The 22697-nt window shown below is 63.7% G+C and carries 18 protein-coding genes; 14 read left to right on the top strand and 4 right to left on the bottom strand.

Features of this window, described 5'->3' with window-relative positions; translation table 11 throughout:
• Positions 1-46: 46 nt before the first annotated feature.
• From efeU to CURSPS6_RS01445, 7 genes are all read left to right on the top strand, one after another.
• The gene (gene efeU, locus CURSPS6_RS01415) at positions 47-937 is read left to right on the top strand and encodes an iron uptake transporter permease EfeU (protein ID WP_030013557.1); all 891 of its coding nucleotides are present in this window, start codon (positions 47-49) and stop codon (positions 935-937) included.
• Between the two features lie 7 nt (positions 938-944).
• Entirely contained in the window at positions 945-2276 is a 1332-nt protein-coding gene (efeO, locus tag CURSPS6_RS01420; RefSeq protein WP_030013561.1) for an iron uptake system protein EfeO, read from the top strand.
• Positions 2277-2279: 3 nt separating this feature from the next.
• The gene (efeB, locus tag CURSPS6_RS01425; RefSeq protein ID WP_030013564.1) at positions 2280-3626 is read left to right on the top strand and encodes an iron uptake transporter deferrochelatase/peroxidase subunit; all 1347 of its coding nucleotides are present in this window, start codon (positions 2280-2282) and stop codon (positions 3624-3626) included.
• 116 nt (positions 3627-3742) lie between these two features.
• A complete protein-coding gene (locus CURSPS6_RS01430) occupies positions 3743-4219 on the top strand; it encodes a pyridoxamine 5'-phosphate oxidase family protein (RefSeq protein ID WP_030013566.1) in 477 nt (158 codons plus the stop codon).
• Between the two features lie 115 nt (positions 4220-4334).
• The gene (locus tag CURSPS6_RS01435) at positions 4335-5432 is read left to right on the top strand and encodes an amidohydrolase family protein (RefSeq protein ID WP_030013569.1); all 1098 of its coding nucleotides are present in this window, start codon (positions 4335-4337) and stop codon (positions 5430-5432) included.
• A gap of 2 nt (positions 5433-5434) precedes the next feature.
• Positions 5435-6436: an amidohydrolase family protein gene (locus tag CURSPS6_RS01440; RefSeq protein ID WP_030013570.1), complete on the top strand. Its 1002-nt coding sequence runs from the start codon at positions 5435-5437 to the stop codon at positions 6434-6436.
• Positions 6437-6731: 295 nt separating this feature from the next.
• On the top strand, positions 6732-8378 hold the full coding sequence (locus tag CURSPS6_RS01445; protein WP_030013571.1) for an alpha-keto acid decarboxylase family protein: 1647 nt from the start codon (positions 6732-6734) through the stop codon (positions 8376-8378).
• Between the two features lie 167 nt (positions 8379-8545).
• Here CURSPS6_RS01445 and CURSPS6_RS01450 read toward each other — a convergent pair whose 3' ends face one another.
• Positions 8546-9931, bottom strand: a complete 1386-nt coding sequence (locus CURSPS6_RS01450; RefSeq protein WP_030013572.1) for a hypothetical protein — start codon at positions 9929-9931, stop codon at positions 8546-8548.
• 438 nt (positions 9932-10369) lie between these two features.
• Here CURSPS6_RS01450 and CURSPS6_RS01455 point away from each other — a divergent pair, with 438 nt between their 5' ends.
• The 6 genes from CURSPS6_RS01455 (at position 10370) to CURSPS6_RS12470 (ending at position 17571) form a co-directional block, all read left to right on the top strand.
• Complete coding sequence (locus CURSPS6_RS01455; protein ID WP_082469908.1) at positions 10370-11767, top strand: sugar transferase; 1398 nt, start codon at positions 10370-10372, stop codon at positions 11765-11767.
• Positions 11767-12930 carry a glycosyltransferase family 4 protein gene (locus CURSPS6_RS01460; RefSeq protein WP_082469910.1) on the top strand — a complete coding sequence of 388 codons (1164 nt, stop codon included), beginning with the start codon at positions 11767-11769 and terminating at the stop codon, positions 12928-12930. Before CURSPS6_RS01455 ends, CURSPS6_RS01460 begins: the two co-directional genes overlap by 1 nt.
• The gene (locus CURSPS6_RS12240) at positions 12927-13679 is read left to right on the top strand and encodes an acyl carrier protein (RefSeq protein ID WP_082469911.1); all 753 of its coding nucleotides are present in this window, start codon (positions 12927-12929) and stop codon (positions 13677-13679) included. Before CURSPS6_RS01460 ends, CURSPS6_RS12240 begins: the two co-directional genes overlap by 4 nt.
• 4 nt (positions 13680-13683) lie before the next feature.
• Positions 13684-14844, top strand: a complete 1161-nt coding sequence (locus CURSPS6_RS01470) for an acyl-CoA dehydrogenase family protein (protein WP_030013576.1) — start codon at positions 13684-13686, stop codon at positions 14842-14844.
• Positions 14841-15809, top strand: coding sequence for a hypothetical protein (locus CURSPS6_RS01475; protein ID WP_235503651.1), 969 nt, complete (start codon positions 14841-14843; stop codon positions 15807-15809). The genes CURSPS6_RS01470 and CURSPS6_RS01475 overlap by 4 nt, the downstream gene beginning before the upstream one ends.
• 85 nt (positions 15810-15894) lie before the next feature.
• Positions 15895-17571, top strand: a complete 1677-nt coding sequence (locus CURSPS6_RS12470; protein ID WP_152978017.1) for a hypothetical protein — start codon at positions 15895-15897, stop codon at positions 17569-17571.
• 80 nt (positions 17572-17651) lie between these two features.
• On the opposite strand, the gene CURSPS6_RS01485 is transcribed toward CURSPS6_RS12470, so the two are convergent.
• Complete coding sequence (locus CURSPS6_RS01485) at positions 17652-18263, bottom strand: hypothetical protein (RefSeq protein WP_030013579.1); 612 nt, start codon at positions 18261-18263, stop codon at positions 17652-17654.
• A 65-nt stretch (positions 18264-18328) separates the two neighbouring features.
• The gene (locus CURSPS6_RS01490) at positions 18329-19960 is read right to left on the bottom strand and encodes a lipopolysaccharide biosynthesis protein (RefSeq protein WP_030013580.1); all 1632 of its coding nucleotides are present in this window, start codon (positions 19958-19960) and stop codon (positions 18329-18331) included.
• 144 nt (positions 19961-20104) lie between these two features.
• Between CURSPS6_RS01490 and CURSPS6_RS01495 the strand changes: the two genes are divergently transcribed.
• Positions 20105-21172 carry a glycosyltransferase gene (locus CURSPS6_RS01495; RefSeq protein ID WP_051687504.1) on the top strand — a complete coding sequence of 356 codons (1068 nt, stop codon included), beginning with the start codon at positions 20105-20107 and terminating at the stop codon, positions 21170-21172.
• Between the two features lie 17 nt (positions 21173-21189).
• Here the strand turns inward: CURSPS6_RS01495 and CURSPS6_RS01500 are convergent, their stop codons facing one another.
• Complete coding sequence (locus tag CURSPS6_RS01500) at positions 21190-22668, bottom strand: O-antigen ligase family protein (protein WP_030013586.1); 1479 nt, start codon at positions 22666-22668, stop codon at positions 21190-21192.
• Between the last annotated feature and the right edge of the window lie 29 nt (positions 22669-22697).

A 22697-nucleotide genomic window follows, 5' to 3' on the forward strand; every position in this document is an offset into this window, starting at 1 on the left:
CTAGGTCGCCGGTGGAGCCCCACTCGTCTGTCCCTAAGGTCACCCCGTGTTTATCGCCAATCTCCTCATCGCGCTGCGTGAGGGTTTCGAAGCAAGCCTTGTCATCGGCATTCTGGTGGCCTATCTGGTCAAATCCGGTCGCCGCGACGTGTTGCCCAAGCTGTGGGCCGGTATCGGGGTGGCGGCCCTGCTTCCCCTCGGCGTGGGTGCCCTCCTGACGTGGGGCCCCCGGACGCTGACCTTCCAGGCGCAGGAGATCATCGGGGGCGGGTTGTCCTTGGTCGCGGTCGTTTTGGTCACGAGCATGATCTTTTGGATGGGCAAGAACGCCCGCGCGATGAAACACAACCTCGAAACTTCCCTCGAAGGCGCCCTGAACCGCGGATCGAAGGGTTGGGGCGTGGTGTGGGTCGCGATCCTCGCGGTCGGTCGGGAGGGCGTGGAAACCGCCCTCTTCATCTGGGCGACCATCCGCTCTTCCGTGGAGCACAACGTCTTTGCCACGACGGCGGGCGTCCTGACGGGACTGGTCCTCGCGGTCGTTCTCGGTTGGGTCGTCTTCCGCGGGGCCCGGCGCATCAACATGCACCGTTTCTTCTCGTGGACCGGGTACTTCCTGATCTTCGTCGTCGCGGGAATCGCCGCCTACGGCATCGGGGACCTCCAAGAGGCCGGCGTTTTGCCCGGGGTCTTCACCCACGCGTGGGACTACTCCCATGTGCTCCCCGATGCGCACTCGCCTGTCTATTGGCTCTATGTCTTGGCGCAGGCGATGTTCCAGTTCAACCTGCAGCCCACCGTTCTCCAGGTCGCGGCCTGGCTGGTCTACGTGGTGCCTGCCCTGTTCTTCTTTACCCGGCAGGTTCGCGGCTCACGGCCCCGAGCCAACCGCTCTCGGGAGTCGACTTCCGGCTCCGCCCCGTCCACCACCTTGTGAGGAACCCATGAAAAACGCTCGCACCCTCTCCCTCGCCGTGGGTTTGACCCTCGCCGTCGCTCTGACGGCGTGCACCGATAACCCTCAGAACAGCGCCTCGTCGTCCTCGGGGGCCGGCGGCGCTACGGGCAGCGCCCACACCGTCAACGTCACCATCACCGACGACGGATGCAAGGTCGAGCCCGCCGAGATCCCGTCGGGTCAGGTCAAATTCCAGATCACCAACCAAGGCACCAAGCCCAACGAGCTCGAGGTCCTGGCCGAGAACAAGCTACAAATCGAATCGGAGCAGGAAAACATCGGTCCCGGGACCTCGACCGAGCTCACCACGGCCGTGTCCGAGGGCTCGTACTTCACCGCGTGCAAGCCGAATATGGTCGGCGACTTCGTGGGGTTGTCGGACTTCAAGGTCACCAAGGGCGACGACGTCAACGTCTCCGACGATCTCAAGGCCGCCGAGGACCAAGCCATCAAGAACTACACCGGCTACGTCAAAGACCAGACGGGTCAGCTCGTGACGGCCACCAAGGCCTTCACCGACGCCTACACGTCCGGCGACACGGAGAAGGCCAAGGAGCTTTATCCGCTCGCGCGCCAACACTACGAGCGCATCGAACCGACCGCGGAGTCCTTCGGCATCAAGGAGGCCGGGGACCTCGATGCCGCGATGGATGCCCGGGTCCAGGACCTCGCCGCGGACGCCGGCAAGAAGACCACCGACCCCGAGGTCCTCAAGGACTGGACCGGGTGGCACCGCATCGAGGCCGATCTGTTCACCGACGGCTCCCAGGGGTACGCCTTCGCCTCGGACGCCGATCGTCAGAAGGCCGCCGACCAGCTCAACGACGACACCCAGAAGCTCTACGATCTGGTCTACGGCAAGGTTTCCGGGGCCAGCGGACAGTTTGAGCTCAAGCTCTCCGACGTCGTCGACGGCGCGTCGGGATTGCTCGAGGAGGTCGCCAAGTCCAAGATCGTCGGCGAGGAGGAAACCTTCTCACACACGGATATGTACGATTTCCAGGCAAATCTCGAAGGCGCGCAGGTGGCCTACGGAAACGTCAAGGATCTCGTCCACACGAAGGATCCCGATCTCGCCGCCAAGATCGACAAGAACTTCGGCAAGGTCACCAAGCTGATCGACGAGCAGGCCACGGGCAAGACCGCGGACGGGGCCACGACCTATAAGCCGTACGACCAGATCGCCGCCGTGCAAAAGGATGCGACCGGCGAGGCGCCCTCCCCGGCCAACTACACCGACACGCAACGGGCTTTCTCCGACGCCGTCAACGGATTGAGCGAGCCCCTGTCCGAGGTCGCCGGAACGATCCTTCACTAATCCATGGCAGACACAGGAACACCTCCCGACCAACCCGACGAGGCGAAGGCCACCGGCGGCAAGACCCGTGGCTTTTCGCGGCGTCGGTTGGTCGCCGGGGCCGGCGCGGCGGGAATGCTGGGGATCGCGGGATTCGGCGGCGGCACGATCGGGCACCACCTAGGCCGGGCCGAGGCCGCCCCGGCGGCGACCACGGATCTCACCTACCCGTTTCGGGGCGAGAGGCAACAGGGCATCACGACCCCGGCGCAGGACAACATGTACATCGCGGCGTACACCGTCAACGGCGACGCTGACCTCCAGGATCTCCGGTGGATGCTCGAGGACTGGACCTCCGCGGCGGAGCAGATGTGCGCTGGAGAACTGATCGGCGGCGAACCCAGCACCAACAAAGATATGCCGCCCAAGGACACCGGCGAGGCCTGGAATTATCCGGCGGCGGGCCTCACGATCACCTTCGGCTTCGGCAAAACGCTCTTTGAGGATTCCTCCGGGAAGGATCGTTTTGGCCTCAAGGCCAAAATGCCCCGGATCCTCGCGGAGGGCATGCCGAAATTCGCGAACGAGAAACTGCGCGCCGAAACCACGGACGGCGACCTCGTCGTGCAGGCCTGCTCGAACGACCCCCAAGTCTGCGTGCACGCGATCCGCAATCTGACGCGCATCGCCTTCGGCACGGCCGCGATCAAGTGGGGCCAGATCGGCTATGGCCGGACCTCCTCGACGTCGACGGATCAGGAGACCCCGCGCAACCTCTTCGGGTTTAAGGACGGCACGGCGAATATCAAATCCCAGGACGGTTCCGGTGTGCTCGATGAGCACGTGTGGGCGCACGAATCCGGCGCGGCCGACTGGATGACCGGGGGAACCTATCTGCTCGCGCGGAAGATTCACATGTACCTGGAAATTTGGGACCGCGTGGGCCTGGGCGAACAGGAAGAGATCATCGGGCGGGATAAACGGTACGGGGCACCGTTATCCGTCGACGCCCCTTCCGCGGACAAAGAATTCGACGCCATCGATTTTCACGCAAAAACCGGAAATAAGCCGAAGGTTCCCGGGAATTCCCACGTCGCGGTGGTCGCGCCCGAAAATAACGGGGGCCATCGCATGCTGCGCAGGGGCTATAACTACACCGACGGCAACGATTCCTTGGGCCGGCTCGACGCCGGGTTGTTCTTCATCGCCTTCGCCCGGGACCCTCGCGAGGGGTTTTACCCGATTCTCAAGAAAATGACCGAAACCGATGCCCTGACGGAATATCTCCAGCACGTGGGGTCAGGGCTGTACGCGGTCCCGCCGGGGCTGCGGGATTCGGACACCATGATTGGGCAACGCCTATTCGAATAGCCGCCCGGAGGGGCCAGGCACCTTGAGGTCTTTTCGCGGAAAGCTCCTAGCCATGCGATGTGAGCAGGGTTGTAGTGTGAAAGTACATCGATGCAGACGCTAGGAGTCGAACCACCATGTCAGAGCTGACGCAGGATCACGTCGTTGAAATGATGAAGGACGAGAAGATCGTCATGATGACCTCGGAGACGAGCGACGGTTGGCTTCACAGCCACCCCATGGCCGTCCAGGAGGTGACCGATGACGCGGACCTCTGGTTCTTCATCGGCCTCCAGGGCGAACAGGCGGATGAATTGCGCGCCGCCTCGAAGGCCAACGTCGCCTTCACCAAGATGGGGTCGTGGCTGTCGGTGGCCGGCAGCGTCGCCTTCGTCAACGACCGCGAGAAAATCAACAAACTCTGGAACGATCAGGTCGAGGCCTGGTTCGACGGCGGCAAGGACGACCCGAACCTCGGGTTGATCCGCTTCGTGAGCGCCTCGGCGCAACATTGGGGCCAGCCGGGCGGCAAGGCCTCGGCCCTGGCAAATATCGTCAAGGCCCGTGTGTCCGGCGATCGCCCGAGCGGCACCACCGCCACCACGGAACTCTGACCACGGCGCGTCCAGAACGAGGGTCGCTCCGATGGCTCAGAGACAGTGATCTCGAGATTTTCGGGCGACCGCATCATCACAGGGGCGCACCTGCGCGCCTCGGTCAGGAGAAATCATGAGGACCATCATTTCCTCCGTCGGGGTCTTCGACGGCACCAGATTGTTGGACGGCAAGCGCGACGTCGTGTTCGACCACACCGGGATCCTTTCCATCGACCCCGCGGCGTCGAGCCGGCAGGGACCGGATGACCGGCACGTGGACGGGCCTGGGAAGACCCTGCTGCCCGGCCTGATCGATTCGCACGTCCACATCAGCGACCCGGCCCAGCTGGATCGCCTCCTGGACTTCGGCGTCACCACGGCCCTCGACATGGCCATGTGGCCCCAGGAATTCGTGCAACAGGTCCGAGGGGCGGATCATGGGTGCGCCATCCTGACCGCGGGGGCACCGCTCGTCTCGCATCACGGCACGCACGCCCGCATCCCGAATTTCCCCTCGGCTTCGATGACCGACGACGCGCAACAGGCCCGCGAGCTGGTCCGCGAGCGCGTCGAGCAGGGGAGCGACTACATCAAACTCATTCTGGAGAGCCCGGGCCGCGGCGGCCTGGAGGAAGACGTCGCCCAGGCTGCGGTCGACGAGGCCCACGCCGCGGGCAAGCTCGTGGTCGCTCACGCCGCGGCCGTCGGCGCCTACGAGACGGGAGTCAAGGTCGGCGTCGATGTCCTGACCCACGCGCCGCTCGACGGTGAACTTTCTCCGAAGCTCCTCGCCGAGATGCAGCGGACGTCAGTGGTCTCCTCCCCCACGTTGACGATGATGCAGGGCACGGCCGAATTCTTGGCCGACCAAGGACTCGATTACTCCTATGCCCGCCGGGCGGTCTCGGACATGCACGTGGCAGGGCTGACCCTTCTCGCCGGCACGGACGCCAATCAGGCACCCGGCGTTCCGGCCAACGTCGATCACGGGGCCTCCCTGCATCGGGAGCTTCGCCTCCTGACCGAGGCGGGGCTCTCCCCGACCGAGGCCCTTCACGCCGCCACCGGGCTCAACGCCGAGGTGTTCGGGTTGACCGACCGCGGCGTCATCGCGCCGGGACATCGGGCCGACTTGGTGCTGGTCTCCGGCGATCCCACGGTCGACATCACCGCCACCGAAAACATCTCCCAGGTGTGGATAGACGGCGTGGCCCAGAAGGGCACCGAATAGTCATGCGGCTGGTCACTCTGGAAGAGCATTACATGGACCCCGACGTCGCCAAGGTCACGGGACGCGAGATCGCCAAGATCAGCCCCGGGTTTGGGACCGCCTTCGCGGGAGAAGGAGGCGGCCCGGGAGCGCCCGATGTTCAGGCTCTCGGGAGCCTCGGCGAGAAGCGTCTGGCCGATATGGATGCCTACGGTATCGATGTGCAGGTCTTGTCGGGGCTCAACGCTCAGTTGCTTCCGGCCGATGTCGCGCCGGAACTGACGCGCAGGACCAACGACACCCTGGCGCAGGCCATGGCTCGGCACCCGGATCGCTTTGCGGGTTTCGCTTCCCTCCCCACCTCCGTCCCGGACGCCGCGGGAGACGAGCTGCGCCGAGCCGTCAACGAACTGGGCATGTCCGGGACCTTGATCTTTGGGCGCACCGACGGTCTGTTCCTCTCGGACCCCAGGTTCGACGACGTGCTGGCCGCCGCGGAACAGACCGGTGGCCCCATCTACCTGCACCCCTCCCCCGCGTTACCGGCCACCACCGCGGAGAATTACGCCGGACTCAGCGACGTCGTGACCACGCGCCTCCAGACCGCGGCGTGGGGCTGGCACCAGGAGACGGCGGTCCACTTCCTGCACCTGGTGCTCTCGGGCGCCCTGGATCGTCACCCAGACCTTAAGGTGATCCTGGGACACTGGGGCGAAATGATCCCGTTCTTCCTGGACAGGCTCGACGAGATGCTTCCGACCAAGATCACCGGCCTCGAGAGGACTTTCCTGGAGTACATGCGGCACAACGTCTGGGTCACGCCGAGCGGCATGTTCACGCAGGCCAACCTCCAGTACTGCGTCGAAACGATCGGCGCCGACCGCATCATGTACTCCGTCGACTACCCGTTCGTCCGGATGGACGGCGCGCAGGAATTCCTCCGGGATGCACGGTTGGAGGATTCCGAAAAGGAAGCCATCGCGCATCGCACGGCCGAGGAGGTTCTGCCGAATGTGAGCCGCTGAGCTTGTCCGTGGCCCACGGTCCTCGAGCGGCCCAACGCACTCTTGATGCGGCAAGGTCTTCTCATTAGTATTCTGCCCGTGCGCAACCGGGCCGCTCGGCGACCGACGCGGCATGTGCCCGGGGCTGGTGTCTCACCCCAGAATCGCGGGGGACGACCCGCCGGCTCATGACCTGCTGCGACGGGATGAGAGCACGTATCGGCAAAGGTGCCGTCACGACGCATGAGGCCCAGGTGTTCGCGCATATCAAGGACGCCGCGAACCGTCCGGCGTCATGTGGGTGAAGGACAACGCCATGACATCTGTTTACACCATTGGGGATTATCTGCTGGACCGGTTGGCGGAGCTGGGCATCACCGAGCTCTTCGGTGTGCCGGGAGACTACAACCTCCACTTTCTCGACCACGTGGTGGGTCACCCGGGCATCCGGTGGGTTGGTTCATCTAATGAACTCAACGCGGGCTACGCGGCGGACGGTTACGCCCGCCTCAGAGGTGCGGGCGCCCTGCTGACCACGTATGGCGTCGGTGAGCTGTCGGCGATCAACGCGATAGCGGGCTCCTACGCCGAGTCGGTGCCGGTCATCCATATCGTCGGCGCTCCGCGGAAGGAACTCCAAGCCAGAGGGGCCAAGGTCCACCACTCCCTCGGCGACGGGGATTTCCGCCATTTCTTGCGCATGGCCGAAGAGGTCACCTGTGCTTCCGCCGATCTGGAAGCTCCCTCCGCGACGTGGGAAATCGACCGGGTCCTGCGAACCGTCATCTTCGACAAGAGGCCCGGCTTCCTGATGCTGGCCGCCGACGTCGCCGCGACACCCACGGACCCACCCGCAAGCCCCTTGGAACGCATCACGCAATCCTCCACCGAGGCCGCCGAGGAGCAGTTCGAGCAGGCCGTTCGGGAGTTCCTGCCGCGACGACGGGCGGCGGTCCTCGCGGATCTGGGCGTCCATCGCCTGGGCGCGGCACCGGCGCTGCATGACCTGATCGAACGGACCAAGCTGCCGGTCGCGACCCTCAGCTGGGGAAAAACCCTGGTGGATGAGTCGGCTCCCAATTTCGCCGGGATTTACGTGGGGGCCGCGTCGGAAGAAGGCGTGCTCCGCACGGTCGAAAACGCGGACGCGCTGATCACCCTGGGCGTGGAATTCACCGACAACACGACGGCCGGGTTCAGCATCGATATCGATTCGGCCAAACAAATCGAGGTTAAGCGCTCGGTCAGTCGGGTGGGAAACGAATCCTTCACTCCCCTGTCGATGGAGCGGGCCATCCGCATTCTCACGAAGGTACTGCTGGATCTCGATATCGATCCCATGCCCCAGGCCCAACCCCAGGTCCCCGAGATCGTCGAGGCTTCGAACACGACGTTGACCCAGGACACCCTGTGGAGCCTCGTCGCCCAGTCACTGGCGCCGGGAAATGTGGTGCTCGCGGAGCAGGGCACGAGCTTTTTCGGCATGTCGGAGCACCGTTTCCCCAAGGATTCGATGTTTATCGGCCAACCCATGTGGGGGTCCATCGGTTATACCCTGCCCGCGATGCTGGGCGCCGGTTTGGCGGATAGATCCCGTAGGCCAATCCTGCTGATCGGCGACGGCTCCGCGCACCTCACCATCCAGGAAATGGGCCAAATCATCAGGGAGAAAATCCCCGCGGTGATTATTTTGGTCAATAATTCCGGATACACCGTGGAGCGCGCCATCCACGGGCCCACAGCCGCGTATAACGACATTCCGGCGTGGAATTGGCGGTTGGCCCCTCAATTCTTCGGCGCGGAACCGGGAACGTACCAGACCCTGAGGGCAAGCACCGGCCAAGAAATGCACGACGCCCTCAAGACCGCCGCGGAGGCACCGCACGATTTAGTCCTCATCGAAGCCGTGACGGACGCGGACGACGCACCGGAGGTCCTGCGGAAAATCACCGCGGCGCTCTAGATGACTGGCCGGGCCTTCGCGCGGGACTCGGCCAGGGACCGAGGGTCGGTGTCATCCCGTCCGAGCCTTAGTGCCCTGTGTAATACTCCACGCGGAAACGTTCGCGAACCACCGGCATATCCCAAGGTCACCTTCCGTGCGTCGGTAGAGCGCGATCGCCCCGCCTTCTACTCAGAATCGCTGGAGCGAGCAAAATACACGTCTCGCTTGGGAACCAAGACCCCGTCGACGGTGCGGTCCTCACCGGAGAAATTTGCGTAGAGGGTGCCGGTCGAATAGGTCCGGTGCAACACGTCGCCGGTTTTGGCCAGGGCGCCCGTGGGGAAATTCGTGGTGGAAGAATTGCCGAAGACCACGTTCCGGTCGATATCCAGGTTGGCGACCTTATCTCCCATGTCCTCCGCGAGATCCTTGGCACCCCATTGGTTGCGCCCGGTCGGGACCTGAATTGCCTGGGCGGTGGTGATCGGCCCTCCCGACGTGCGCCCCAAGAGCGCGACGGCGTTGACCAAACGCTGCTGAGCATCCCACGCGGACCGCTCCGCCGTCGTTGGCCCCTTTTTCGGGTCTGCGGGCGGTTTGGCATGGTCCGAAAAGTCGACGAAAACTCCGTTCGTCGTGATGTCGAGGGCCTGATCGATGTAGCCTTTCACCCGCTGGGCATCGATCCACGAGTACCCTCCGTACCACGCAGTGCTGTACTCCCGCAGGAATCGGTCCACCGTGGGCCGCCCACCTCTGCGCGACGCCGCGAGCTCCAGGGACAAGGCCCGCTGTCCCGCCCAGATCGGGTCGGCGCCGAGATTCACCGCGATGACGCTTGCTTCGCCGGCTTCGTCCCGCACTTGGCCGGCGACGTCTTGCACGAAAGAGATCATGGTCTTTCCGTAATCATCATTCGACCGCCACGGACCGTAGGGCTCCGGGGCGCGACCGTCGGCCGGCGCTCCCCCGGTATCGTCCAGATCCAATCCATGCTGGGGACCCATATTGGTGTCGTCGAGGAACACGCCATCGAATTGCCCGTTGGGCGCCCCGTGGGACGACTTCGAAGAGTAAGCCATCACATCGAGGCAATGACGAGCGAAGGCACGACGGTAGTCGTCGCTATCGATCCTCGCTAAGTAGTAGTTGGGGTAGTCGTCGTAGCGAATATATTTCAAACTAGTGTCTTTTTGGCTTTTACCCGCCGCCCGCGGCGATGAGGCGACGAGTTTATCCGGCCACACAGATGGGTTCGGACACGGAATGAGCCAGCCCTTCGATTCGGCCTCGGCGGCGTCGACCGCGGTATCCAACGGGCCGAGAGACGGTTCCGCCATATGGCAGATGGCACCATTCGCGTAGGCGAGAAAGACGGTCCCGGGATTGGCCGCCTTCATATCCGCGAGGGTGTAACCCTCCGAATACTGCGGCATCGCGAAGAACGGCTGAATAATGGCCACGGCAACCTTCCCCACCAGCCATCCCCCGGGCATCAACGCCCGCTCTTGCCCCGGTGTTTGCAACATGGCCGTCGCAAGATCTGGGCCCACCACCGTGCCAAGAACCATGCGCAGATCCTTCCGTCGCCTCATCGGTTGAGTCACAGCCTACCCTCAATCCATTGCCGTCAACTCGCCCTTCTTGGCCACACCGGATACGCTCATCAACCCGTGATAGTGATACATACAACACGTAGTTCCCGTTCAAATTTAGATTTAATTTAAAGCGAAAAATTATGTGAGGATTCTAACGTCACGTTGATTTGAGGCTTTATAGAGTACTACGATGTGACGGCACGAGTTACCGACTGGTAGGCGCTCTGGGGAGCGCCGAAGACAACTACACATACCTGCATTGCCCTGGGGGACAAGAGATTAGTGTTACCAAACGCAGAACCACCGCGCGGAAAATTTCGTCAAAAATTCAACGCGTTGAAAAATAGGCGATCCGGGCGCGGATCGAAATCCACGACTGCTCGAATTTGGAATAATCGAACAGTTCGCATCATGGCCACGCTGGATGCGCTCTGCGTACTCATTGCGGCGTTTGCTGCACAAGGAGCCAGGTTTTTCGAATCTGCAGCGATTTTGCAGATCGAAGACCACCAGATCTCCTACACGCTGGTATCGACGATCATTAGCGTCGCCTGGTGGCTGGCCCTCTGGCTGAGCAGCAGCAGGAGCTCCAACATCTTGGGCGTGGGCAGCGAAGAATATCGGCGCGTCACCCGGGCCTCCATCTGGCTCTTCGCGTGTTTGTGCCTCGTCTCATTCACGGGCGCACTCTCGGTGGCGCGCGGGTATGTGCTGATTGCCCTCCCCGTAGGCCTCGTTCTGCTCCTGATCGAGCGCTGGACCTTGCGCCACCAATTGATCCGCAAAAGGCGAGGCGACGCCCAGGTTCGGGTCATGGTCATCGGTGATGAGCTGTCGACCTCCCACCTGATCCGCAAGCTCAATGCGGCGCCCCAGTCAGGATTGGCGCCCATCGCCGCCTACCTCCCGGAGGAACCGGTCGCCGAGTGGATACCGGAGCTCACGAGCATCCCGTGGAGGGCCGACGGAATGGACATCGAATCCATCCGCGAGGTGGTCCAGGAACTCTCGGTGGATATGGTCGCGGTTTCGACGGGACACCAGTTTCCGCCCGAAGATCTCAGGCGCCTGGGCTGGGTTTTATCCGAAGACGACGTCGGGCTAGTGATCGCGCCGCCCATGACGGATATCGCGGCACCCCGTTTCCACACGCAGCCGATCAACGGCGTTCCGCTGATTCACGTTGCTGCCCCCAATATGCACGGGTCTGCCGGCGCGATGAAGCGGCTGACCGATATTGTGCTCTCCGGGCTGGCGCTGATCGTGCTATCCCCCGTGATGGCCCTGATCGCGATATCGATCAAACTCGATAAGCCCGCGGGCCCCGTGCTGTTTGTGCAGGAACGGATCGGCCACAACGGATCGACGTTCAACATGTTCAAGTTTCGGTCCATGATGCCGGACAGCCACGAGCTCAAAGACGCCCTCATGGAGCACTCGGACGGAAATTCCGTCCTGTTCAAGATGGCGAACGATCCCCGCGTCACCCGCGTCGGCAAGACGTTGCGTCGCTATTCGCTCGACGAATTGCCGCAGCTCTTCAACGTCTTCCGAGGCGATATGTCCTTGGTCGGGCCCCGGCCTCCGCTGCGGGAGGAAGTGGACCAGTACGAAGCGCCCGTTCATCGCCGTTTGCTCGTCAAACCCGGAATCACGGGGCTCTGGCAGGTATCCGGTCGTTCCGACCTGTCGTGGGCGGATTCGACCCGACTCGACCTCTACTACGTCGAAAACTGGTCCGTCGGATTCGACCTCAACATTTTGGCAAGAACCGTACAGGCGGTCGTCAGCAAGAACGGTGCGTACTGATGAAGACTCAACTGACTTCTCAGAGATGGACTCCTCAGGAATTCTCGTATCAATGGTCTCCCCCACGCGGGGCGAGCCCCCTCCGGGTTCTGCACGTCGTCGAGAGTTTCGGCGGGGGCGTGGCCGGAGCGGTGCAAAGCTACGCCGAGATCACGCCCGAGTTGGAGCACCATATCCTCTTCCGCGAGCGGGCCGAAGCGCCCCTGGCCAATGACGCGTGGACCCAGAATTTCGCCAGCGTACAGCGCCTGCCGGACAACCATAGGCAATCCGTGGCGCGCACCCGAGCGGTGATCGACCGGGTGCGTCCCGACGTCGTGCACGCGCATTCCAGCTACGCGGGCTTGTACATTCGCATGGCGAAAATCCGCCGCGGTGGTCGCCCCATTCGCTATGTCTACACGCCCCACGCGTGGGCATTCCTCCGGGGTGACAAAAGCCCACTCCAACGCGCCGCATTCGCGGCGGCGGAGTCCGCGATGGGTCGGTTCACCGATGTCCTGGCCGCGTGCGGGGAAAACGAGGCCGGCCTCGCCCGCCGTATCGGTATTCCGCGACGACGCATCATCGTCGTCCCCAATACCGTCCCGTCCTCCCAGCCTGAGACCGCCGAGCGGAATTTGCCGCCGGAACCCGCAGGAGAAGGGCCTTTGGTCGTGGGCTCGGGGCGTCTGACCCAGGCCAAGGGGCCCGAGTTTTTCGTGTCCGCCATCGAGGCGGTCCGAGCCACCGGCGAATCGGTCCGGGCCCAATGGATCGGCGGCGGAGACCCGGAGCAGGAAAATATGCTCCGTCGTCGCGGAATCGATGTCACGGGGTGGACGAGCCCCGCGGAAAACCGGGCGCTGATCGGTCGGGCCGATCTTTACCTGCACTCGGCCCTGTGGGACGGATTCCCGCTCACCATTCTCGAGGCATGTGCCAGCGGCGTCCCCGTCGTGATGCGGAAAGTCCCCTCGTTTAGCGACCTGTCCTGGCCGATCAAGCTCGATTCGCCTCAGGCGCTTGCCCAGAACTGGGCCGACCTGTGGAGCGGCTTCACGCGGCTGAAATTGCTGGACCGTGGCAGCGAGTTGATGGAAAAGCACACCCTGAGCGTTCAGAGGGAACGGCTCCTTCAGGCCTACGGAATCTCCGCCACGGCCTTCGGAGGCACGGATTGAGCCGCACCGTCGACGGCCCTCACGAGTGGCCCCGCATCGGCGTTGACCTTCAAGATCACGCCCCCGTCGAGGCCTCCATGGATCGGTACGGCCACAAGTACCTCGCGGCGATCCTCGACGAATCCGAGCGCCTCGAATTGGGCGCTCGGCTGTGGGATCCCGGGGTCCTGGCCGGACGATTTGCCGCCAAGGAAGCCGTCTTCAAGGTTTTGGGGGCGGGTCCTGCGGATGCCGTGCCTTGGCCTGCCATCCGCGTCCACGCTCCTCACGGCCGTCGCCCCGAAGTGACCCTTCACGATCGGGCTCGAGAGCTGGCGGATGCATCCGGACTACGTCACGTAGACATCTCGATGACCCATACGGATTCCGTGTCCATGGCGTGCGCGGTGGCGATCTCCCACCGGGATCTGGCCAACCCCGCGGCACGCCTGGCACCGCGAATCACCCATAGTTTTGACCGTCTCATCACCCAAAGGAACCTCATGAACACCAGCTACGAACTCGACCCGGCCATCCGCTCGGTTCTCTCGTCCCACGTCCAGTTTCCGACGGACGAGGAACATCTCGAACGGACCCAGAGCCTCTATCAGGCCGGCATGAGTTCACACACCTCGGTCAGCGTGATGCTCGGCCTGGAGGACGAATTCGACATCGAATTCCCCGAGGCCATGCTCACCAAGCAGACCTTCAGCTCCGTGGAGAGCATCGCCCACGCGGTCATGACCGTCCTCAACGAACAGGCGCGCTAACAGAATGGAGAAAACCACCATCCCTCCGACATTCGAAAATCGGGTCAAAGCCGTCGCGGATATTGCCGCGAAGCACGCGGCCGACGTCGACTCCGAGTCGCGTTTCCCTTACGAGGCCATCGACGAGGCCCGCGAGCAGGGGCTCCTTGGGGCGCCCTTCTCCGAAGAAGAAGGGGGCTTAGGCGCCTCCCACGCACAGTTGTGCGAGGTCGGCCAGGTCATCGCAGCCGCGTGCGCGTCGACCGCCATGATCCTGATGATGCATTACAGCCAGGCATTGTGCCTGGTGGGTCACGCCTCGTCGGAAGCGTTGCTGGAATTCCGCGGGGAAGCCGCCTCGGAGCAACTGCTCTTGGCCTCGGCGACCACGGAAGAAGGCATCGGCGGTGACACCCGCCGGTCCTCGTGTCATATCGAGGAAAAGGACGGCCGGGCTCGGGTCAGCAAGCGATGCCCCGTCATTTCCTACGGCAGATACGCCGATGCCATCCTCCTCACCGCGCGTCGCGGCGTCGATTCGCCCGACTCCGACCAGGTCATGATGGTCATCCGGCAGGACGAGGCCACCCTCGAGCGAACCCGAGGCTGGGACTCCATGGGAATGCGGGGCACCATGTCGGAGGCCTTCGTGGTGGAGGCAGTCGTCTCCACTTCCATGATCTTCGACGATCCCTTCGCCACGATCTCCTCGCACACGATGTTGCCGGCCTCGCATACCCTGTGGGCGAGCGCTTGGTACGGCGTGGCGTCCGCGGCGGGACAGACGGCTCGTCGGAGCGCCCAGCGTGCGGCCCGGAAGGTCGCCGGAACGACGCCGTTGCAGGCCATCCGGGTTGCCGAGCTGGAGGTGGACCTCCAGCGCATGCACGACTCCGTCACGGCATCTATTCGTCGTTTCGACGAGGCCCGGGAAAACACGCAGGTGCTCGAATCTCCGCGGTTTGCCATCGCGATGGACACGCTGAAGATTTCGGCCTCGCGGTCTGCTCGAACCATCTGTTCCCAGGCGATGGAGATCGTCGGAATTTCCGCGTATTCCAATGCGTCTCCGATGAGCCTGTCCCGCCAGGTCCGGGACGTCCACGGCTTTTCGCTCATGATCGGCAACGACCGCTTACTGGATACCGCAGCCGGGCTGCACATGATTTCTCGAGGTGAACGATGAACAATTCCATGGAACAGCGATCTGACGACCCCACGGCCAACTTCTCCGAGGCCGATCTGGACGGCAACCGCCGTCACTTCGGCGAGGCGCTGAGGCGTGCGGGGTGGCTGGTTCCGGCTCCCGGCGGCGGCCCGGAAGGCCTCGGCGACGCGCCGGAAAGCGTCGTGGAAGGGCTCAACCGGCTCGTCCGCCGCACGGCCGGAGACGTCGAGGCGGAAGCCCCGCAACGCGTGCGCTTCCCGGGCATCAACGCCTTCGAGCTCCTGCAACGAACCGATTACGTGGCTTCGTTCCCGCAGCTTCTCGGCGCCATCGCGACCTTTGACGGGGAGACCGGCGATCATCGCCGCCTGCTCCGCCGCCTCGAAGCCGGGGAAGACTGGGCGGATGAACTGACACGACGCGACTACGCGATGGTCTCGGCGGCCTGTCATCCCCTCTACCGAGCGCTGGAAGGTACGGACCAGGACCGTCGAGTCTACGAGCTCGTGGGCGACTGCTTTCGGGACGAGCCGTCCCCGGACCCCATGCGTCGGGAGTCCTTCCGGATGCACGAAATCGTGACCTTCGGGGACGAGCGGCACTGCCTCGATTTCCGGGGCCGCTGGCTCGAGGCGGCCCATCAGGTGTTGACGGGCCTCGGCCTTCAGGTCGAGATCGCGGCGGCTAACGATCCGTTCTTCGGACGCGCCGGAAAAATGCTCGCTTCGGGACAACGCGCCGCCGAGCTGAAATTCGAAATCCTCACGGAGGTGTACCCGGGGCATCAGACCGCCATTGCGTCGGCCAATTACCACCAGGGTCATTTCGGTGAGGCCTTCACCATCACGGCCGGTTCCGACGCCGCTCATACGGCATGCGCGGGCTTCGGCCTCGAACGCATTGCCCTGTCCTTGGCGGCTCAGCACGGTACGGACACACGTCGCTGGCCGGAACACGTCCGCGATTCGCTGGGCCTGGGTTAAGGGCTCGGCGCAGGCCACATCATCACGCGGCGTCGGGGGACCACGGAATGGTCCGGGCCCCCGACGCCAGAAAAAAGGAAAACTCATGAAAGTAACCGGGGAATCTACATGGATTGCGTCAGGCCGCGATAGGCACCTCGCCGCCTGGGTCCACGGGCCGCAGGCAGAACCACGAGGGCTAGCGGTCATCGTCCCGCCCGTCGGCAGATCGCTGGCGGTCACGTACCGGACCCTGCGCGTGCTGGCGATTCGCTTGGCCGAGGCCGGTTTCGTCGCCGTACGGTTCGAGTTCAGCGGCACCGGCGATTCCTCGGCTGGTCGGGGACCTGGCACCGAGCAAGACTGGCGGGACGACCTGGAGGCCGTCCTCGGGTGGTCCCGCGCGACGTGGCCCGATGCGCCCGCCGTCCTCGGCGTCGGCTTCGAGCTGGGCGCCACCTTCCTCGCGAATTCTTCCGATCCGCGCTGGGGACCCCGGCTCGTCTGGGACCCGGTTTCTCCCCGGAAGTATTTGAGGCAGGGCTCGATGCTGCGCAGGCTCTCCGTCGACGGCGTTCCCCGTTCCGAAGGGGTCGAGCATCCGGGTTTTTGGTTCTCCCCCGAACGAGTGGCCGAGCTGAACTCGCTCCGCCCGGTGGAGGCCCCTGCCTGGGAGCCCCGCTCAACCGGGGAGCTTCCGGCCGAGCGGGAGGCCATCTACAGGATCGACTCGTCCCCCGAGGAAGGCCGCCTACTCCACGAGAGCCCCTCGATGGCGGCACGGGTTCCGGTCGACCGGATCCGGTACATCGTGGAGGCCGCCTCCGAGCTGGCCCCCGGCCCCGGAGGCTTCTCCGCCGATCGTTTCGTGCCGGACCGGGTCGCGCACCTCTCCGGGGACAACGGACGGCCGCTGGTGGAGGAGATGATCGAGGCCGAGGACGGAACCCTCGGAATCCTCACGGCCCCGCTTCGCGCCGAACCCGGCGATTCGCAACGCGCGGCGTTGCTGCTTGCGGGTGCGTCCGAACCCAAGGATGGCCCCACGGGGCTGTGGACTCCCCTGTCTCAGACGCTCGCGTCCCGCGGCGTCGTCGCCTTCCGGGCCGAACGCGCCGGGTGCGGGGACCTGGGAGACCCGGAGGACCTCGCCGACCCCAATCCGCACTCGCTCGACATCGTGGAATCGGCTCGTGGCGCCGCCGCCTGGCTCGCGGAAAGAACCGAGCGACGCGTCACGGGCATCGGCCTCTGCTCCGGCGCGTGGGCGCAGCTGCGGGCGGCCGAGACCGGCGGCTTCGAACGGATCGTCGCGATCAACAACATCGCGTGGCGGTCGGATCTGGACTTTCACCGGAGGATCTACGAGGAAGGCCTCCTGGAGGTCACCCCCGAGGGTCAGCAATTGCGCGAGGACATGCCGGAGACGGGGAATCTCTCCGCTGCGACGCGCTGGAAGAATGCGGCCGTCAACCGCGCCAAAAATCTGATCAAGTCGCACGCGCCGTATTCCGTATGGCGTCGGCTGGGTCAGCGTGGCGTCGTCGACTTCCCGGAGGGCATGCTCAAGGATGTTCCCCCCACGACGGAGGTTGTGCTGGTCTTCAGCGCCCAGGACCACGGTGACCTGCGGCATTCACGATTGGACGAAGGCATCCACTCGGTCAAGCGGCATCGCCCCGACAGCATTTCCACGGTCATGCTCGCGGGCCTGGATCATTCATTGCTTTCCCTCGACAGCAGGGAAACGGCCACGACGTACTTCCAAGACATCACCTGGTAACGCTGGTCGAGAAAAAACTCGGGGCAACTCACTCACGTGAGTTGCCCCGAGTTTTTTTCTCGGTAAGAGCGGCGCCGCGCCTATTGAGCCGTTTCTCGACGACGCTGCGTCACGAGCATCACGATGCCCGCGCCCACCAGCGCACCGGCAAGACCGGCTCCGGCGACGATGAGTCCCTTCGGCACCGAGAGGGAGCTTTCGGGGACGCTCGGCTCGGAGACGACGATGAGCCGAGCGTTGCTGTCCTTGAGAATCGACTGGTTCGTGGGGTCCTCGCGGATGATGTCCTGGAGCGCCGTGGCCGTGTCCTGCGCATCCGACGCATTGGAGGCCCGAACCTGAACCTGGAACAAAAGGTCCGAATTCGGAATGGTGGAAGGGATGATCTCCGCATCCGTGTCTCGCCCCAGCTTCCGGGACACTTCCGATGTTTTATCTGAGTTGTTGGCCGACCCGGAAATGAGCGGGACGAGGTAGCCGAGTTCGTTCACGCTTTGCTGATCGCCGGAGGCTTTATCGGTATCGGCCGCGGGCGCCAGACCGTACGTCGCCGAAGAAATGTAGGTCGACTGACCGAAGACCGCGAATCCCCCGCCGGCCAACAGGCCGACGACGAGACCCAGGATCGCTCCGATCCAAAGCGTTTTCGCCGCACCGGTGCGCGATGAAGAGTTCGTTCTGACGTGGTTCATAGGGTGTTGATTCCTTCAATCTATAGGGAAGCTGTCGATGGACGCTCATCAATATTTGACGCGTCTCAGGGTTTTCCCATGTGCCGATCCGTCCTGCGCATTCCGGAAAGAAGCCAGCGACCCACCATATTCGGCAACCGGTCGATGGCCTCATGAAATCGGTCCACATCTTCCGGATGGAGCGGCTTCAGCAGAGGCCAGGACAGCAAAAACATCACGACGTATGCTCCGAAGCCTCCGACAATGCACCAAATATTATTCCATCCGGCCAGTTGCATTCCTATCCCAGGGGCCGCCAAAAGCACTAAGAATATGAGGACCGTGAGAAAATCATGAAAACCGGGCCCCTTCAATCCTTCGGCCGACCGAGCGGCCTTGGCCAGTAATACGGCCGAGGCCAAGACCCCCAAGGAATTCGCGGCGGCCGCGCCGTAGATATCGAAGGGGCCGATGAGCACGATATCGCCGAGAAGAGTCACCACGGCCGCCAAGGTCTGGGACCACACGACCCATTTCAGGCGGTCGCAGCCGAGAAGCGCCGAGCTCGCGATGGCCGTGAGAGCGCCCAAGAGAATGGTCGGGCCGCCCATGATGAGCAGGATTCGGCCGGCCACGGCGTACTCCTCACCCCACAGCAGCACGATCAGCGCCGGGCCGATGCCGGCGAGCAACCCCGCCCCCGCCCCGCTCGCGGTCAGGAGCAATCGTTGCGCTTGGAGGTATCCAACTCGGACGGTCGCCATTCTTCCGGCGGCGATCAGGGCGGCGACGGTCGGCAAGACCACGGGGATGAGGGCCGCCGGCACCTTATACGCGGTCTGGACGGCCGAAAAGGCCACGGAATAGTAGGCAATATGGGCCGGTTCGTCGCCGTGAAAAACCGCCAAAAAGGCCAACTCGGAACGCTGGGCCACCACCGTCTCCAGCAAAACGAGCGTGCCCGCCCCGAGGGCAAACCCGATCATGCTTTTGCGCATGGTTCGGCGAACCGCGTCGTCGGGCCGCCCTCGAAGGCCCCAGCGATGGCGTGCCCGGGAGACCAAATAGATGGTCACGCCGGCCGAGATCACGGAGGCCAACGTCGTCACGATGACTATTCCCAGAATCCCCTGTCCCGCCACAAGCAGGATCACGGTCACGGGAACGGCAATTATCTGAGCCACGACGCCCGTGATGGAGGCCTGGCGGTATTGCCGCAATCCCAACAACGCCTGAGCGCTGACCGCGTGAACGGCCACGGCCGCCGCGTACACCGCGATGATCAGCCAGGCCCACACGTGCTCCTGATAGATGCACCGTCCGACGATCAGCGTCACCACCGCGGCGCCGATGCCCGGTATAAAACTCCAGCGGATTCCGAGGTGAAGACAATATGAGGATTTTTCGGCCGATCCCTCTCCCAGCGACGCCGAAACGTTCTTCTGGACCGCAAGGGGCAGACCCACGGCGAAAACGGTCGCGCAGGTCATGGCGACAAAGATCATGAATGATTGGATTCCCTGGTCCTGAGGGCCCAACAAACGCGCAACCACCAGGGATTGAATGAGGGTCAAGCCTTGCGGAAGAACCTGCGCAATGATGTTCCAGGCCGCACCGTACCCCACAGATTTAATGGTGATGGGTTCGCCGACTCCACCGTCTGCCGACGGCTGCTCCTCCGGAATACCGGATTTATCGGGAATCTCCTCAAATTTCATTATAAATCCGTCATTTCCTTCCCCTTGCCGACCGAAATCCGCACAAACCTCTATAATAGACGACGCGTCGCGCCACAAGATACTGGGCCCGGCCGTTGGGGAACTTTTAATTACTTTCCATGGGGGAACTCTACGTTGCGAGTTATGCAAATCATCAAAGAACTGCGACACGGTGGGGCCGAAACCGTCGCGCTACGCCTCATGCAGGCCCGGGACGCCACGGACCAGGCCGTCGTTTCGCATCCCGGAGAATGGTCGCACCGGTTTCCCGGCCGTCATTATTCGATGGGCCAGACCTCCATGAAACCCCGGGACCTCATATCGGCCGCACGGTCGATCAGACACGCGGTTAAGGAATTTCGGCCCGACGTAATTCACGCCCATAGCCCCGGAACTTTGGTCGCCGCCCGGCTCGCGCTGGGCCCGCGCACGAGCCCCGTTCTCCTCGGCACCGCTCACGGCGGATATACCCTGCATAACCTTTCGACCCAGGCGAAACTCTACAAATTCCTCCGAATTCCGATCGTTTCCTGCGGCCCGGGAGTGACCTTCGGCCTTCGCGAGGGCGGGCTGGAGCCGGTGGCCACGATCAACAACGGCATCCCCGAATCGGCGCTGCGGGATACGCCGAAGCGCCATCTGGCGGAAGAGTTTGGGCTGGATCCCCGCCTGAAGACCGCGGTGGCCGTGGGACGCCTGGCGCCGGTCAAGAATCACCAGCAAATGCTGAAGGCCTTCGCCCAGTATGACCGCATGAACCTTCTGATCTGTGGCGACGGAGAATCCCGGAAAGAGCTCGAACGGCAGGCGCGGGACCTCGGGTTGGACGGGCGCGTGCGATTCCTCGGAATGCGCCAGGACGTCCCCGAGATCCTGCACTCCGCGGACGTACAGTTGCTGACGTCGCGCGTCGAGGGCCTGCCCATGGCGCTCCTCGAAGGCATGTCCGAGGGAAAGCCCCTCATCGCCACCGACGTGCTCGGCTCGCGCGAATTAGTCGATCACGGGCGCAACGGCCTGCTCGTCGAGCTTGACGACGACCGCTCGCTGGCCGAGGCATTGAAGCGCCTCGACACCGACGATTCCCTCCGGGAGACGCTTTCGGTCGGGGCCCTCGAGACCGCGCAACAATACAGCGTGAAGGCCATGACCGATCGGTACTGGGACCTGTACTCGGCCTTGTCAGCGGGGTCGCCGACCAAGACCGAATGACTCGTCGGCCTCCACCGCTATCGGGCCCACGGCACCACCGGTCGGTCGGCCACAACCCTCGAAGCGGACGCGGACTCCGAGACGGCGTGCGCCGCGAAAGCCAGAACGAAGACCATCCAGAACGGCGGGTACATGATCTCGGTGACGGTGAAGCAAGCGACCAAGATGCTCACGACGGCGGGAAACAGCACGGACTGAACGCCCGCCCCGGCGCCTGCCTCCGGGATCTCGACCCGCTGTGCGCGCCACGTCGTCTTCAGGCTCCACCCGATGGCGAAAGCCATGAGGATCGCACCGATGATGCCGGTTCCGTAAAGGATTTCGATATACGAATTGTGCGCGTAGGCGAGGGAAAGCATTCCGGGGGCGAGGTGAAGGTCTCCGAAGTACCTCGGCTCCAGGGATCCTATTCCCGCCCCGCCGAGGGGATGCTCGGCAAAAATATTCAGCGCAATGGCCCACGCGTCGAATCGCGAGGAAACGTTGCCCTCGGCCACGAAACTCTTCTGTTGCACGGCCACGGACACCGCCCGCTGGATGCTCGGGTAGACGGCAAGTAGCGCGAGCGCGGCCACCACGATGCCGATCAGGATGGCCTTCCGATCCCTGGGGCGGAACAAGAAATGCACCACGAGGGCCACGGCCAACCCGAGAATCGCGCCGCGAGAAAACGACCCGACCGCCACGATCAGACAAATCGTCGCGCAGAGGAGCCACCACGCCCGCACCACGGGATGGAACTTTTCGCGGGCCACGCCGATTCCGACAATGGCGCCGGAGGAAGCCAGCATTCCGAAGTCGTTGGCGTCCCCCGCCACCGGCACGAGGGCGGAAGAATGCCCGGAGCCATAGGACATCAACGTCAGGACGCATCCGGCCGCCATCGCCGTCGTGTAGCAAGCACCTAGCGTGACGACATCGCGACGGCTCTCAAAGATTTGGCTCGCGGCAATCACCACGACCGCCCAACCGGCGATCGTCGCGGAAAACCCGTTGGAGAGCGACCCGTTGCCCGCGACATTGGCGCTCACGACGGTCCAGCAGGCGAAGGCGAGCAGCAAGAAATGCAACCAATGCATCCGGGGAGGAATCCGTCGGATGATCATCGATAGTCCGGTGATTCCGACAAAGAGGATGGCCCCTAGTTTTGTCGCGGAACTGGGCCAACCGGCCATCGTCCAGTTCAATCCCACCGTGAGCATGAAGATCAAAAACCCCAGTTTGGGGTAATTCAGCAGGAGCACGCCGAGGCCGAGAAGGACCGGCGCGGCGGCCATCGCCAGAGGAGCCCCGGCGGCCACCAGGATGCCGGAAACCAGCGCCAGCCCGCCTGCCAGGAGGAATACGCCTCGCGCCGACCACAAGGGACCCCACGGTCGGTTCGCCACGTGGTGGGGCGCGTCGCGAGGGGGCTCGGCGGGCACCGGGGTGCTCGGCCGCGAAGGAGAGGCGTCGCGAAAGACTTCCCACTTTCCGCTTTCCCTCAAATTAGACATACTTTCCTTACATCGGCGTCCCCGAACAG

The organism is Curtobacterium sp. S6 (genome assembly GCF_000710345.2).
Taxonomy (GTDB): Bacteria; Actinomycetota; Actinomycetes; order Actinomycetales; family Micrococcaceae; genus Rothia.